This window comes from Arcobacter suis CECT 7833, from assembly GCF_003544815.1.
GTDB classification, from domain to species: Bacteria; Campylobacterota; Campylobacteria; order Campylobacterales; family Arcobacteraceae; genus Aliarcobacter; species Aliarcobacter suis.
Genome location: NZ_CP032100.1, coordinates 1,418,979 through 1,433,811 on the forward strand (window position 1 = coordinate 1,418,979; position 14,833 = coordinate 1,433,811).

General features: G+C 26.5%; 14 protein-coding genes. 8 read left to right on the plus strand and 6 right to left on the minus strand.

Going from position 1 to position 14,833, the window contains the following annotated elements:
* Positions 1 to 190: 190 nt before the first annotated feature.
* Positions 191 to 763: a recombination mediator RecR gene (gene recR, locus ASUIS_RS07275; protein ID WP_118886399.1), complete on the minus strand. Its 573-nt coding sequence runs from the start codon at positions 761 to 763 to the stop codon at positions 191 to 193.
* Positions 764 to 894: 131 nt separating this feature from the next.
* On the opposite strand from recR, the gene dnaJ reads away from it, so the two are divergent.
* Genes dnaJ through ASUIS_RS07290 form a run of 3 tightly spaced genes read left to right on the plus strand, consistent with a single transcriptional unit; the run spans position 895 to position 3,866 of the window.
* Positions 895 to 2,016, plus strand: coding sequence for a molecular chaperone DnaJ (gene dnaJ, locus ASUIS_RS07280; protein WP_118886400.1), 1,122 nt, complete (start codon positions 895 to 897; stop codon positions 2,014 to 2,016).
* A 29-nt stretch (positions 2,017 to 2,045) separates the two neighbouring features.
* Complete coding sequence (gene trpB, locus ASUIS_RS07285) at positions 2,046 to 3,263, plus strand: tryptophan synthase subunit beta (RefSeq protein WP_118886401.1); 1,218 nt, start codon at positions 2,046 to 2,048, stop codon at positions 3,261 to 3,263.
* Between the two features lie 9 nt (positions 3,264 to 3,272).
* A complete protein-coding gene (locus ASUIS_RS07290) occupies positions 3,273 to 3,866 on the plus strand; it encodes a hypothetical protein (RefSeq protein ID WP_118886402.1) in 594 nt (197 codons plus the stop codon).
* Here the strand turns inward: ASUIS_RS07290 and ASUIS_RS07295 are convergent.
* The gene (locus ASUIS_RS07295; protein WP_118886403.1) at positions 3,863 to 4,531 is read right to left on the minus strand and encodes a hypothetical protein; all 669 of its coding nucleotides are present in this window, start codon (positions 4,529 to 4,531) and stop codon (positions 3,863 to 3,865) included. The two genes, ASUIS_RS07290 and ASUIS_RS07295, sit on opposite strands and share 4 nt — an antisense overlap.
* On the minus strand, positions 4,531 to 5,349 hold the full coding sequence (locus tag ASUIS_RS07300) for a ferritin-like domain-containing protein (RefSeq protein ID WP_118886404.1): 819 nt from the start codon (positions 5,347 to 5,349) through the stop codon (positions 4,531 to 4,533). The genes ASUIS_RS07295 and ASUIS_RS07300 overlap by 1 nt, the downstream gene beginning before the upstream one ends.
* Positions 5,350 to 5,403: 54 nt before the next feature.
* Between ASUIS_RS07300 and ASUIS_RS07305 the strand changes: the two genes are divergently transcribed.
* From ASUIS_RS07305 to ASUIS_RS07315, 3 genes are read left to right on the plus strand one after another with little or no spacing between them, the layout of a single operon-like run.
* Positions 5,404 to 5,997: an MBL fold metallo-hydrolase gene (locus ASUIS_RS07305; RefSeq protein ID WP_118886405.1), complete on the plus strand. Its 594-nt coding sequence runs from the start codon at positions 5,404 to 5,406 to the stop codon at positions 5,995 to 5,997.
* A gap of 16 nt (positions 5,998 to 6,013) precedes the next feature.
* Positions 6,014 to 6,916 (plus strand): GGDEF domain-containing protein, encoded by a 903-nt coding sequence (locus tag ASUIS_RS07310; RefSeq protein ID WP_118886406.1) that lies wholly within the window; start codon positions 6,014 to 6,016, stop codon positions 6,914 to 6,916.
* Between the two features lie 8 nt (positions 6,917 to 6,924).
* On the plus strand, positions 6,925 to 7,899 hold the full coding sequence (locus tag ASUIS_RS07315; RefSeq protein ID WP_118886407.1) for a GGDEF domain-containing protein: 975 nt from the start codon (positions 6,925 to 6,927) through the stop codon (positions 7,897 to 7,899).
* Positions 7,900 to 7,915: 16 nt separating this feature from the next.
* Here the strand turns inward: ASUIS_RS07315 and cmoB are convergent, their stop codons facing one another.
* Entirely contained in the window at positions 7,916 to 8,830 is a 915-nt protein-coding gene (cmoB, locus tag ASUIS_RS07320) for a tRNA 5-methoxyuridine(34)/uridine 5-oxyacetic acid(34) synthase CmoB (protein WP_118886408.1), read from the minus strand.
* Between the two features lie 133 nt (positions 8,831 to 8,963).
* Here cmoB and ccsA point away from each other — a divergent pair, with 133 nt between their 5' ends.
* Both ccsA and ASUIS_RS07330 read left to right on the plus strand, forming a co-directional pair.
* A complete protein-coding gene (gene ccsA / locus ASUIS_RS07325; RefSeq protein WP_118886409.1) occupies positions 8,964 to 11,723 on the plus strand; it encodes a cytochrome c biogenesis protein CcsA in 2,760 nt (919 codons plus the stop codon).
* Positions 11,724 to 11,813: 90 nt separating this feature from the next.
* On the plus strand, positions 11,814 to 13,106 hold the full coding sequence (locus ASUIS_RS07330; RefSeq protein WP_118886410.1) for a M20/M25/M40 family metallo-hydrolase: 1,293 nt from the start codon (positions 11,814 to 11,816) through the stop codon (positions 13,104 to 13,106).
* Between the two features lie 77 nt (positions 13,107 to 13,183).
* Here ASUIS_RS07330 and ASUIS_RS07335 read toward each other — a convergent pair whose 3' ends face one another.
* A complete protein-coding gene (locus tag ASUIS_RS07335) occupies positions 13,184 to 14,344 on the minus strand; it encodes a HEPN domain-containing protein (RefSeq protein WP_118886411.1) in 1,161 nt (386 codons plus the stop codon).
* 49 nt (positions 14,345 to 14,393) lie between these two features.
* Positions 14,394 to 14,741 carry a hypothetical protein gene (locus tag ASUIS_RS07340; protein WP_118886412.1) on the minus strand — a complete coding sequence of 116 codons (348 nt, stop codon included), beginning with the start codon at positions 14,739 to 14,741 and terminating at the stop codon, positions 14,394 to 14,396.
* Positions 14,742 to 14,833: the final 92 nt, after the last annotated feature.

Sequence of the window (14,833 nt, forward strand, 5' to 3'; positions counted from 1 at the left end):
TTCCTACTGTTTTTTATTTTTTTCTTCAAAAAAATTACAAGCTTGTCCACTTGAATTTTTTACTACGATTGAGGGAAGATATTTTGACTTAAACCCATAAGATTTACAACCATGAGGCTGACTGGCCTCCCAGGTAACAAAATAATAAATACATTTTTGACAAGCTATTCTTTTTTCCATTTAAACTATCTTATATTTCAACTTTACTTTGTATCGCTTTTGAAAGAGATAAAATATCTACATTTTCTAAACTAACTCCCGTTGGGACACCTTGAGCAATTTTTGTAAACTTTATGTTGTGATTTTTTAATTTATCTTCAATAAATAAAATAAATGCATCATTTGCAATAGATGGAGTTATTGCAAATAAAATATTTTCAACTTCATTATCATTTATAAATTTATGTAAAGAATCTAATACCTCTTGGTCTAACTCTTCAATTACAAAATATTTTCCATCAAATTGCCTTGAATCCTCAATAACAAAAATATCTTTTGCACTTTGAACAATACACAATTTTGTGTTATCCCTTGACTCATCCAAACAAACTTCACAAATTTCATGTTCACTCATAGAACCGCAACGAACGCATTTAGTGATGTTTTTTAGGGCATTTTCAATACTATGGGCGATTTTAATCCCACAATAATTGTCATTCATAACAATATGATATGCAAGTCTAAGAGCTGATTTTTTACCAATAGTAGGCAAAGATTCAAAAGCTTCAACAAGTTCGTAAAATTTTTCTAGTCCTTTATTCATAGGCGGATTATATCTAAGATTTTTTATAAATTATATAAAACCATAATAGTTGTAAATTCAATAAAAATTTATCAACTTTTAGATAAAATCGCGACTTGCATTAATTTAAATATTTTTTAAGGAGATAGAAATTGACTGAAATAGATTATTATGAACTACTAGAAGTTAGTAAAGGTTCAGATAAAAGTACAATTAAAAAAGCTTATAGACAAATGGCTATGAAATATCATCCTGATAAAAATCCAGGTGATAACGAAGCTGAAGAAAGATTCAAAGCTATAAACGAAGCTTATCAAGTATTAAGTGATGAAGAAAAAAGAGCTATTTATGATAGACATGGAAAAGCAGGACTTGAAGGTCATGGACAAAGAGGTGGTTTCTCTGGTGGTTTTGATGACTTAAGTTCTGTTTTTGAAGAGATGTTTGGAAGTGCTTTTGGTGGAAGTTCACGAGGAAGAAAACAAAGAAAAACTTACAACTATAATCTTGATGTTACAGTTGAAGTTAAACTTGAATTTAATGAAGCTGTTTTTGGTTGCAAAAAAGAGATAAATTATAAATACAAAACAGCTTGTAAATCTTGTTCTGGAACGGGTGCAAAAGATGGGAAACTAGCAACTTGTAATACTTGTAACGGACACGGTCAAGTTCATGCAAGACAAGGATTTATGACTTTTGCTCAAACTTGTCCAAAATGTGGTGGAACTGGTCAAGCAGCGGCAGCTTCTTGTAAATCATGTGGTGGAACAGGATACGATGAAGTAAAAGAGAATTTCAAAGTTGATATTCCAGAAGGTGTAAATGATGGAATGAGAATCAGAGTTTCTCATAAAGGAAATATTGCACCTGATGGCTCAAGGGGAGATTTATATTTACAAGTTAAAGTAAAAGAAGATTCACATTTTGTAAGACATGATGATGATATTTATTATGAAGCTCCAATATTCTTTACACAAATTGCACTTGGTGGTAAAATTACTGTTCCCACTTTAAGAGGTGAGATTGAACTTGAAATTCCAAAAGGCGCAAAAGATAAACAACAATTTACTTTTAAAGGTGAAGGTGTAAAATCTGTTCAAGGTTATGGAAAAGGTAATTTAGTTGTTCAAATCAAAATTGAATATCCAAAAGAACTAAACAGCGAACAAATCGAATTATTAGAAAAACTTCAAGAAAGTTTTGGAATAGAAAGTAAACCTCACGAATCAAGTTTTGAATCAATGTTTGATAAAGTTAAAAAGTGGTTTGCATAAAAAATCAAAATTAAGAAAAAAGGAAATAAATGAATAAATCATATTTAGAATCAATGCCAGATATTAATGGATTTTTTGGAAAATTTGGAGGTTCATTTATTCCCCCTATTTTGGAAAAACCTTTTGCTGACATTACAAAAGCTTATGCTGAATTAAAAAACTCTCCTGAATTTATAAAAGAATTAAAATATGTTAGAAAACATTATCAAGGTCGACCTACTCCTATTTCTTATGCAAAAAATCTTACAGAATTTTGTGGTGGAGCAAAAATCTATCTAAAAAGAGAAGATTTAAATCATACTGGTGCGCATAAATTAAACCACTGTATGGCTGAAGTTATTCTTGCTAAATATCTTGGAAAGAAAAAAGTAATCGCAGAAACAGGAGCTGGACAACATGGAGTTGCACTAGCAACAGCTGCTGCATATTTTGGATTGGAATGTGAAATTCACATGGGTGAAGTTGATATTGCGAAAGAACATCCAAATGTTGTAAGAATGAAAATACTTGGAGCTAAAGTAGTTCCAGCAACTCATGGTTTAAAAACTTTAAAAGAAGCTGTTGATTCAGCTTTTGAAGCATATTTAGCTGACACTGAAAACTCAATTTATTGTATTGGTTCTGTGGTTGGTCCGCATCCATTTCCTATGATGGTGAGAGATTTTCAAAGTATAATTGGATTTGAATCAAGGGAACAATTTTTTGAACATGAACCAAATCTACCTGATAATGTAGTTGCTTGTGTTGGTGGAGGAAGTAATGCTATGGGAATTTTTGCTGGTTTCATTGATGAAAAGCAAGTAAATCTTTATGGTGTTGAACCAATGGGAAAAGGTGAAAAAATCGGTGAACATAGTGCCACTTTGACTTATGGACAAGAGGGAATTATGCATGGATTTAACTCTATTATGTTAAAAGATGAAGAAGGAAATCCAGCACCTGTTTATTCTATTGGAAGTGGAATTGATTATCCAGGAATTGGTCCAGAACATGCTTATTTAAAAGAGTCAGGAAGAAGCAAAGTTGGACTTTGTGATGATGATGAAGCGGTTGATGCTTTTTATAAGTTATCACAACTAGAAGGAATTATTCCAGCACTTGAATCAGCTCATGCTGTTGGATTTGCGATGAAACTTGCATCTACACTTCCAAAAGATAAAACTATTTTAGTAAGTCTTAGTGGTCGCGGAGATAAAGATATTGATTTTGTGATAGAAAACTATCCCATTCCAAATAGTAAATTTTAAAGGAAAAATATGAAACTTGAATATGCAGGATTAAAACCAGTTATAACTGAACATGGAATATCTTTTAAAGAAGGAAAAGACGATAAGTTTTCTTATTTTCCTTTTGTTTTTGAAGTTTTAAATGCTCTAGATAATAACTATGAAAGTATTAAAACTCACTCTCATCAAATTAAAATAGAAAATTTTAATTTTTCTCAAACAATAAATAAACTTTTGGCAATTAATCCAAATATTCAAGTTTCTATAGATAAAGAAATAGAAAATTATTTAATTCATTTAGAAAATGAAGAAAATGAGATAAAAAGTAGAACAAATTTATCAGATATTGAAAAAGAAATATATCTTACAAATTTAAAACTAATGAGAGATTATAAAATTCAAAGAGCAACAAATAAAATATTTTATTTTAATTGTATTGAAGCAATAGTTGAAATAATTAAAAAAAATAAAATAAAAAAAATTGATACAATCTTTAATGAAAAATTTTGGCATATTTTAAAAACTATTCAAAATAGACTTTTACACTACAAATTAACTTCAACTTTAAAAACAGATGAAAATAATGGTGTTTTAAAAATCAGTTTATCAATGAATATTTTTTAAAACTGTTTTATCATAGTTTTATTTATATCTTCAAGTTCTTGGTATTTATAAACTAACTCTTGATATTTTAGATTATAGTCATTATATAAAAATGAATAATCGTTTTTTTCATCTTTATATTTATCATAACCTCTTTTTGAGGTATTTGATAAAGCACTTATAAAATTAAAAGAATTAACTTTTGTTAAAATCTCATCTAGTCTATCTTGAGATATTACATCTGTTGAATTAGCATTTGGATTATTTACTTTTTGAGTTATAGATTCATGGAGTAAATCAGCTAAACTATTATTACTTGAAGATAAAAAAATGTTTTTATCTTCATAACTACTACTTAAATATGAAAATCCCACATTAAAAGGTTCTCCTAAAACTGTATTAAACAAAGCTTTTGATAGATAATCATCACTTGAAAAAAGCGTTGCAAGTCTAAGATTTTTTGCCATACTTTTATCATCTTCATTTACAAATAAAGTATCAATCTCTTCTAATGTTATTCCTTTTATATTTTCATAACTTAAAGAGTTTGTTTTTGTTGATGGAGTTGTGTTTGTAGTTGAATTATTAACCAAAGTAGTTAAAAATGAATTTGAGTTTGTTGTAGTATTTGAATTATTAGAAGCCGAAATTTGCGCTATTATTGAATCTATATTTGAAGTTATCATTAGTTACAATCCTCTTTTTTTGATAAAAACTTTAGTTCATTACAAGAAAATCCTGCTTCTTTTCTAGCAATAAAGTTTAAATCCATTTTTCTTTTTGTACTTCCAGGAAATACTTCTTCTATTATTTTTAAATATGTAGATTCTGGTTCTAAGTTTAATCTATCACATTCATACTTAAACCAAAAATCACCTTTTTTTACATGATCAACTTCTTCATCTAAAATAATTTTTAAAGCTTTTAAAAATTTATTATTAAATTCATCCCTATTTGAGTTTAATTTTTCCATAATTTTTGGATTCTGATCAAGTCCATTTGCTTCAAGATATCGTGGAACTGCTGCCATTCTTCGTAAAAAATCTGGTGTTTGCTCCATTGCTTCAAAAAGATTTTTATGAACAGGGAAATCTCCATAAACTCCTTCTAGTTCAGTTAATAACTCTTCAAGCATTAAAAAATGTCTTATTTCATCATTTGCCACTTCAAGCCAATCTTCATAATATTTTTTTGGCATATCTTTAAATCTAAGTGCAGCATCTAAAGCCAAATCAATAGCTGAATATTCTATATGCAAAATAGTATGAACAAGATATTTTTTTCCTTCAATAGATTTGAAATTTTTTATTACTGGAAGTGCGGTTGGTTTAATTATTTCTAAAAAAGTATAGTACGAAGGTTTATCAAAAGTATAAGGTATATAAGATTCTTTCATAATATATTTATCATTTAAAAAATTATTATAAAAAACTTTGAACTTTTCAATTTTATCTTTTGGAACACTTGTATGTAAAATATCCTCTAATACTGAAAAATAATCCATAAATAACCTCTTTTTTGATATAATTTAATGAATTTTAGCAAAGTAAGGTTAAAAATGGATATAAAAGTTCAACCAATGGGTGATTATCAAACAAATTGTTATATTGTTACAATAAATGATAAAGATTTAATTATAGACCCAGGTGTAAATGCATTTTCATGGATAAAAAGAAATGTAAAAAATCCTATTGCTATTTTAAATACCCATGGACATTTTGATCATGTTTGGTCAAATCAAGAGGTAAAAGATAACTATAAAATAAAATTATTTATTCCCAAAGATGATGAATTTATGTTAACACTTGATCCTTATGGTTTTGGAATGCCACCATCTTATGCAGATATTTTAGTAAATCCTGATGAAGAAATAGAAATTGAAGGAATAAAAATAAAGTTCCATCATTTTCCAGGGCATACTCCTGGATGTAGTGCTATTCAAATTAATAAACATTTATTTACAGGTGACTTTATTTTTAAAGGTACTATTGGTAGATTTGATTTTCCTAATTCAAATGCTACACTAATGAAACGAAGTTTAAATAAAATATTACAATGGAATGAAGATTTTCATATTTATCCTGGGCATGGCGATAAAACAACCTTAAAAAGTGAGATACAAACACTAAAACAATGGGAAAAACATATTTAAATAAAGGCTTTAGTTCATGAATTTTTCTTGTGAGACGATTATTAATGAGAATGAAAAATTAAAATTAACAGATTTAGAAAAAAGTTGTTTAAATATATTTGATTATTTAAAATTACATCATCATATCAATTTTTTACAAATTGATATAAAAAAAAATGACCATATTCAAAATCTTTTTTTATATACAAATAAAAACGAAGATTATTTGGTTAATACTTTAGAATTCCAACAAAATTGTGATACGACAATTATTTTTCATTTTTTATCAAAAGATGAAGAAGATTATGAATCAGTTAAAAATCATTTAGATTCAATCCAAATGTCATTATTAATATTTTCTCAATCTTTATTTAATAAATATATGGAAAGAACTTTAAATGAAATGTCTTTAGTTGATCATTTAACAGGTTCTTATAATAGATGTTATTTAGATAATTATGCTGCTAATTTATTAAGTCTTTCAAATAGAGAACAAAAAAAGATCGCTTTTGTAAAAGTGGGAATTGATCAATTTAAAGCAGTAATTGATGAATTTGATTATGAAGTTGGGGATAAAGTTTTAAAAGCACTTGCACAAACTTTAAAAGAAAGCGTGAGAGAATCAGATTTAGTTATTAAAATTTCCAATGATGAATTTTTGGTTATTTTATTAAATATAATTAATGAAAACAATGCTATACTAATATCTCAAAAACTTATTAATAATTTTAGTAAACAAGAAGTTATTATAAATGAAAAAACAAAACAAACACTAATGAAAACTATTTGTAGTGGAGTTTCGATATATCCAGACAATGCTACAACTATAGATGAAATTATAAAAAAATCTGATATTGCTTTATATGAAGCTAGAAATAGAGGAAGAAGTCAAGTTTTTATGTTTAGTGAAGAAGATACAAATAAAATAGATTTCTTTTAGGTGTTTATATGAAAAATAAGATTTTAGAGTTAATTAAATCATCAGCTACAAAGGAAGAAGATTATAAAGCTTTAGTAAGTATTTTTAATCTTCATGAACAATTACAATATGCTACAAATATTAAGCAAATGGCAGAAGATATATTCTCTTGGTTAAATAAAGAATTTAATATAGATAATCTTACTTTTTCATTATTTGATGTAAATAAAAACTATAAAGAAAAAATTTTAGTAAAAGGCGAAGAATTTTATTTAGATGATGAATTATCTTACTTTTTTATTATAAATACTCATACAAGTTTAAATGCTACTGTTTCATTCAGCACTACTTCAAAAGTACACTTTAAAGTTCTTGAGGCAAAATACAGCACTATAGAAGCAGCATTTTTTCAAGTTTCTCCAATAATTCAAAGTGGTATTCTAAAAAAGAATTTTATAGAATCTTCATCTTTAGATTCTGTTACAAATGTATACAATAGAAATTATCTAATCGAAAATTTAAATACACATTTAAGACTTTCAAATAATACTCAAAATGAAATCTATTTTTTAATGATAGGAATAGACCATTTCAAAGCCGTAATTGACGAATTTGATTATGATATTGCGGACAAAGTTTTGATTGAACTTGCAAAAATAATCCACTCAAATATAAATGAATTTGATATGGTTGGAAGATTAAATGGAGATGAGTTTTTAGTTTCAATTTTAAATAATGCAAGTGAATATCAAGCAGAAGAAGTTGCAAAAAAAATTATTTCTGATTTTGCTGAAGTTAGCATTTTAGTCAACGAAGAAAAAAAACATTCATTGAAAAAAACTATTTGTATTGGATTTGAAGTTTATAGATTATATGAAGATACTACAATAACAGACTGTATTAAAAATGCTGATATTGCACTTTATGAAGCAAAAAATAAAGGACGAAGTCAACTATTTAAATTTAGTGATTTAAGTGTGGAAGATACTATTGATTTATTTTAATCAATAGTATCTTTTTTTATAAAACTTTTCTAGCTTTTACATAAACTCTTTTGGGAGCGGGATAACCTTCCACTGTTTTAGTTTTATCATTTTCATCTAAAAAATCTTCCAAACTTTGATCGAAAGACCATTCCGTTTTTCTTTGTTCTTCTGATGTTGTTACAGTTGTTGCCAGAACTTCAATATCTTCAAACCCTGCTCTTTCAAGCCAATTTTTCAAAGCTGGAATTGTTGGTATAAAATAAATATTTGGAATTTTTGAATATCTTTTATTTGGAGTTAAACATAACTCTTCATCCCCATCAATCATAAAAGTATCTATTAAAATCTCACCTTTAGAATTTAATCCACGAGCAAGTGATTTTAAAGTTCCAACTGGATCTGGTCTGTGGTATAAAACACCTAACATAAAAATAAAATCAAATTTATGATTATAATATTCTAAATGTTCAACACCCAACATTTCATAAACAATATCTGATTTTACAAAATGATTTATAAATTCAAATTGATGTAAAGTAAGTGGTGAAGGATCAAATCCAATTAATTTTTTTGGTTTATCTTCCAGCATTCTAAACATATAATAACCATTATTGCACCCAATATCTGCAACTATCTTATCTTTTAAATTAAAATGTGGTCTTATTAAATTATATTTAATATTACTTTGCCACTCACTATCTATTTCTAAATCAAAGATTTTAAAAGGACCTTTTCTCCAAGGTATTAATGATTTTGCTGTTTGTAAAATAATCTCTTGTTCTTCTGAAGTCAGATTTTCTTTAATACCAACACTAAACCAATCTCCATAATCTATATCTAAATTATTTTTTTCTATTTTACAGGCTTTTTGGAGCTGTAAATACCAAGGTTCAACATTTTTCCAAGTTCTGCATTCGCTTTTTTTATTTTGTAATATTTCTAAATTCATGTTGCAATTATAGATATTTAAGTTAAAATTCCATCTTAAATTAAATGTAATTGACAAAAAAACGCCAATTCATTAACTAGGGATTAACTTCTTATGAATATAATTCCTAAAATAAAAAATTAAAGGATATTTTTTGAATCTTTCAAATGTCTTATTCTCTTTTAGGACTACATTAATCTTACTTGCAATTTTAGCAATTGGAGCTGGATATGCTACTTTCATAGAAAATGATTTTGGTACATCTACAGCTAGAGTTTTGGTTTATAATAATCTATGGTATGAAACAATACTTGTACTTACTACAATAAATTTAACAGGGATTATTTTCAAATATAAAATGTGGAAAAGTAAAGCTAGATTTATTTTTCATACTTCATTTGTTGTTATTTTAATAGGTGCAGGAGTAACACGATATGTTGGTTATGAAGGTATTATGCAAATACCAGAAGGTCAAACTGAAAATAGAATGTTATCTTTAGAACCATATTTACAAGTTACAATAAAAGATGGTGATAAAGTTTATTATCAAGAGTATCAAAAAGAGTTTACATCTTTATTTAAAGATATAAATAACTTTTCACATGAAATAATTTTTGGTGATAAAAAACTTAATATAAATTATAAAGATTTCTTATTTGCTAAAAAAGAGACTGCCAAAATGGGTTTATTAACAGTTGAAGCTACAATAAATGGAAAATCTCAAGATATAAAACTTCCAGGACTTAGAGGTCAAAAAGGACTTGCAAGAGAACTTACTTTTGATGATATTTCTGTTATGTTAGAGTATGGTTCAAAAGTTGTGGAACTTCCTTTTTCTATTAAACTAAATGATTTCCAACTTGATAGATATCCAGGAAGTATGTCTCCTTCATCTTATGCATCTGAAGTAACAGTAATAAAAGAAGATGGAAAAACTTATGATTATAGAATTTTTATGAATAGAACAATGCACGAAGGAAACTTCTTATTTTTCCAAAGTTCATATTTCCCTGATGAATCTGGAACTGTGTTATCTGTAAATAACGACCCAGGAAAATGGCCAACATATTTAGGATATTTTTTATTAACTTTAGGTTTATTACTAAATTTCTTCGATAAAAAATCAAGATTTTGGAAATTAACTAAATATGTTAGTTCAAGAAACTTAGCTTCAATCGCTATTGCCTGTACATTTTTATTTTCTACAAATTCACTTATGGCAAATGAAGAACCTGCAAATGCTTCTAATATAAATGAATCAACTCAAACTAATCAAATATTAGAGTATTTAAATGGATTCAAAAATGATTCAAAAGTTACATCAGAAAATTTTGCAAAACTAGTAACTCAAAGTACTGGTGGAAGAATGAAACCACTATCTTCACTTAATATGGAAATTATTCAAAAATTAAGTGGAAAAGCTACTTTATTTGGAATGAATTCAGACCAATTAGTTTTAGGAATGTTAACAAGACCTGATATTTGGAGTGATTTAAAAGTAATAAAAATTAAAACTCCAAAATTAAAAAAATTCTTAGGTATTGATGAAAATGAAAAATATATTGCATTTTCAGAAGTATTTAAAGATGGAAAATATTTACTTTCAGGTGAAGCAGAAGCAGCTTTACAAGTAAAACCTATGGATAGAGGAACTTATGAAAAAGATATTATCCAATTAGATGAAAGATTAAATATCATTTATTCTGTATTTAATGGAAGTTTATTTAACATCTTCCCTAGAGTTCAAGATGGTGTAGATTATCAAGATAATAACAAATGGTATAATCCACTTGATGCAATGCAAAACTTCAAAGATCAAAATCAATTAGCAGTTGAAACAATGACAAGAGGATTTATAAACTCTATTGTGGATAATGACTGGCAAGAAGCTAATAAGTTTTTATCAATGATGACTATTTATCAACAAAAAGCAGGTAGTAGCGTTATTCCATCTGAAAGTAAAATAAATAATGAAATTATATTTAATAAATTAGATATTTTCTTCAAAGTTACATTAGCTTATATGTTATTGGGAATTGTTATGCTAATTGTTGCATTTTTTGTGGTATTTAACCCAAAAATTCAACCTAAAAAAACAACAACAATATTTTTTGCTATCTTAGCTATATTATTTGCTGTTCATACATTTGGAATGGGATTTAGATGGATTATTTCGGGTCATGCTCCTTGGTCTGATACTTATGAATCTTTATTATATATTTCATGGTCTGCTGTATTTGCAGGTGTAATTTTCTTTAGAAAATCATTACTTGCTTTAAGTGCTGCTGTTATTGTTGCGAGTATTTTTATGTTTACTGCTCATTTAACAGGAATTGACCCTCAAATTACAAATTTAGTTCCAGTACTTAAATCTTATTGGTTAACAATCCATGTTTCGATTTTAACAGCATCTTATGGATTCTTTGGACTTGCAGCAATATTAGGATTTATGACTTTAATTATGTTTATTTTTAGAACAAATAGACCTCATATTGATGAAACAATCAAAACTGTAACTGCAATAAATGAAATTGCTTTAATTATTGGACTTGCAGCAATTACAATTGGAAATTTCCTTGGTGGAGTTTGGGCAAATGAATCATGGGGAAGATATTGGGGATGGGATCCAAAAGAAACTTGGGCTTATGTTTCAATCGTAGTTTACGTAATAGTTGTACACTTAAGATTTGTAAAACCATTATCTACACCATTTGCTTTTGCAACAGCTTCATTATTAGCTTTTGCTTCAATCTTAATGACATATTTTGGAGTAAACTTCTACCTATCAGGAATGCACTCTTATGCAACAGGTGATCCTGTTCCGATTCCTACATGGGTTTATTATGTACTAACGATTGTTATTGTAACAATTGCACTAGCATTTAGAAATAGAAATCTAAAAGAAACTTTATAAAACTTTGAGGAACTAAGATACTTAGTTCCTCTTCTTCATTTTTACTTAAAAACTTATATTTGCTATAATACAAAAAATCAAAGGAATTTTATGAGTAATAATATAATAGAAATTTTTAAAACAATAACAGCAATACCAAGATGTTCAGGAACTCACGAACCATTTATAAACTATATGCAAAATCTATCAAAAGAACTTGGATATTTATGTTTAAACGATGAATTTAATAATATTTTATGTAAAAAAAAGAACTCAACTGCAAAATTAGCTTTTCAATCACACTATGATATTGTTTGTTTAAGTGATAATTGTGTTCCTCAAATAATTCAAAATGGCGATATTTTAACAGCTCTTGATTCAACACTTGGAAGTGATAATGGAATGGGTTGTGCTTACATGATAGCTTTGATGACTGAAGGATATGATGGAGAATTTTTATTTACAAGTGATGAAGAGATAGGATTAATCGGAGCAAATAATTTAGTATTGCCATTAAATGCTTCTTATATGTTAAATCTTGATAGTGAAGAAGAAGGTGAAATTTGTATCGGTTGTGCTGGTGGAGTTGATATTTTTGGAACAAATTCAAATAAAAAAATAGTTCCAAATACAGATAATCTTGATTTATATGAAATAACAATAGGAAAACTTCAAGGTGGACACAGTGGTGTTGATATTGATAAAAACATTCCAAATGGGATAAAACTAATTGTAAAAACAATAAAAGAGTGCAATGGAAAACTTTTAGATATAAATGGAGGTGAGAGAATCAACTCAATTCCAGTAAATGTAAAAGCAATAATTGCAAGTTCAACCCACCCTATTTCTAGTCATGAAAATATGATAATAAATAAAATAGATACAAAATCTGAACACTTAAATATCTACGATGATAAAATTATAGATTTTATCTATGATTTCCAAAATGGTGTAAGAGCTATGAATGAAGAATTAAATGTAGTTCAAACTTCAATAAATCTAGCAATCATAAAAACAGGGATTGACGGAATAACAATAGAATTAAGCGGTAGGTCAATGGATAATGATGATTTGAAAAATCTAAAAAATGAAACAATAGAAATGCTAAAAAACTATAATTTCGAAGTTACAACAAATGGAAAATATCCAGCATGGAAACCAGACATAAATGAATTCACTTCAAAAGTTTTAGAAACCTATAAAGAATTTAATCCAAAAGCCTCACTAGAAGCCATCCACGCAGGACTTGAATGTGCAATATTTAAAGACAAATATCAACACATAAAAGTGGCTTCAATAGGACCAACTATAAATTTCCCTCACTCAAAAAAAGAACAAGTTTCTATAAAATCTGTGGAAAATGTATATAAAATAGTTAAGAAAATAGCTTTAGAAATGAAATAAAAGAGAGTTTTATCTCTCTTTTGCTCTTTGAATATCATAATTTATAAAAGTATTAATTTAGAGGAAATATTGTAAATTTATTTTTTATTCTCAGATAAATAATTATCCAATGTTGAAGAAGTACTTCTTTCCAATATTTTTTTATTATCTGATAAAGCCTTAATAAATTCTGATACTGAGGTATTACCAAATATTAAGGAATTAGTCAATTCTGATATTGAAGTATTCTCTAGCGTTAAAGTCTTATCCAATGCAAAAGAATTAGCAAATCCTAAAGCATTACCAAATATAGAAGTATTATTTAATCCTGAAATATTACCTAATAGTAAAGTATTTTCTAATGATAAAGATTCTAAGACATTTTTAAGTCCTATCTTATCAATATTAGTATCTTTTATCTTATCAATTCCATCAAATGCTTCTTTTAATTTTTCATTAACTTCTTTATATAATCTTTCTACTTCTTTTAAATCAGTATTATTAAAATTTTTATTATGAGCAATATTATTTCTATAAATATATAATTTTTCCCATCTAGTCTTCAAATAATCATTTTCGCATTTTATATTTTCATTAAAATATTTTTCCCAATTTGATTCTTGAACAAACTCTTGTAATATTGTTAAATCTATTACTTTTTTTTCATTAATTAATTTTTGTAATTCTGTTGGATTCCTTTTACTATACTTTGTAAATAAGAAAGCACCTAATTCATCAAAATCCAATCTTTTTAATTTATCTTCTTTATCTCTAACTTCTTTATTTTTTATAGCTATTTCTATTTCTTTGGGTGCTGTTTCTTCTATCCAATTAATTCCAACCTTTGTAATAAGGAAATATTTAATAAATTTTCTCATATGATTTTCTAATTTATTTATTAATACATATGCTTGTTTAGAATAGTAAAGAGGTAAATCATTTCTAAGAATTTCTAGATCAAAATTATGAATATTAAAAATTTTTCTTAATTCTTTTAAAAATTTAATATAATTTTCTAATTTTTCTTCGTTTTCACATATTACTTTAAAATGAAAATATCTTTCTACTTTTTCTTCAATTAGATTTATTTTTAAAGTATATCTATATTCAATTTCATTAAATAATAATTTATTTTCCTTAGCTTTAATATTTTCTTTTTCTAAAATTTTTAAGAAACTTTTATCATCATCACATAGATTATATAATACAGATTGTTTTTCTTTATTAATCAGTAATAAACATTCATATTTGAAATCCATTAATTACTCCTTTAAATTTTCAGTAGTACTAGAGAAACATGTTTTAGATTTATTCTATGTTGTTTTTCGCTCTTTGAATATCATAAGAATATTTGAAAACCATGTAATCAAACATCTTAGCTTCTTGATTTTTTTGAAAGAAAAAATACATCTCCACAAGTCTATAACCCATTCTAAAAAATGCGGTAAAGGGAACTAAATAACTAATAATTGTTGAATAAATTCTATTTGGATAATACTTTTCCAACTCATCTTTTAGCTCTTTTAAAACTAAACTCTCTTCATATAATCTACTTTTATCTTGTGTTGAAATCGCTCTAACTGCAATTAAAAGATTAACTACAAACATTAAAGCATTTAAATTCCAACCAGTGATACAAATATCTAAATAACTCATCTAAACTCTTTGTTTTTAATATTAAGGTTTCGATTATAACTTATTTATCTTTTATACTAAATCTATTAAGTATAATCACGATTAAAAACTTC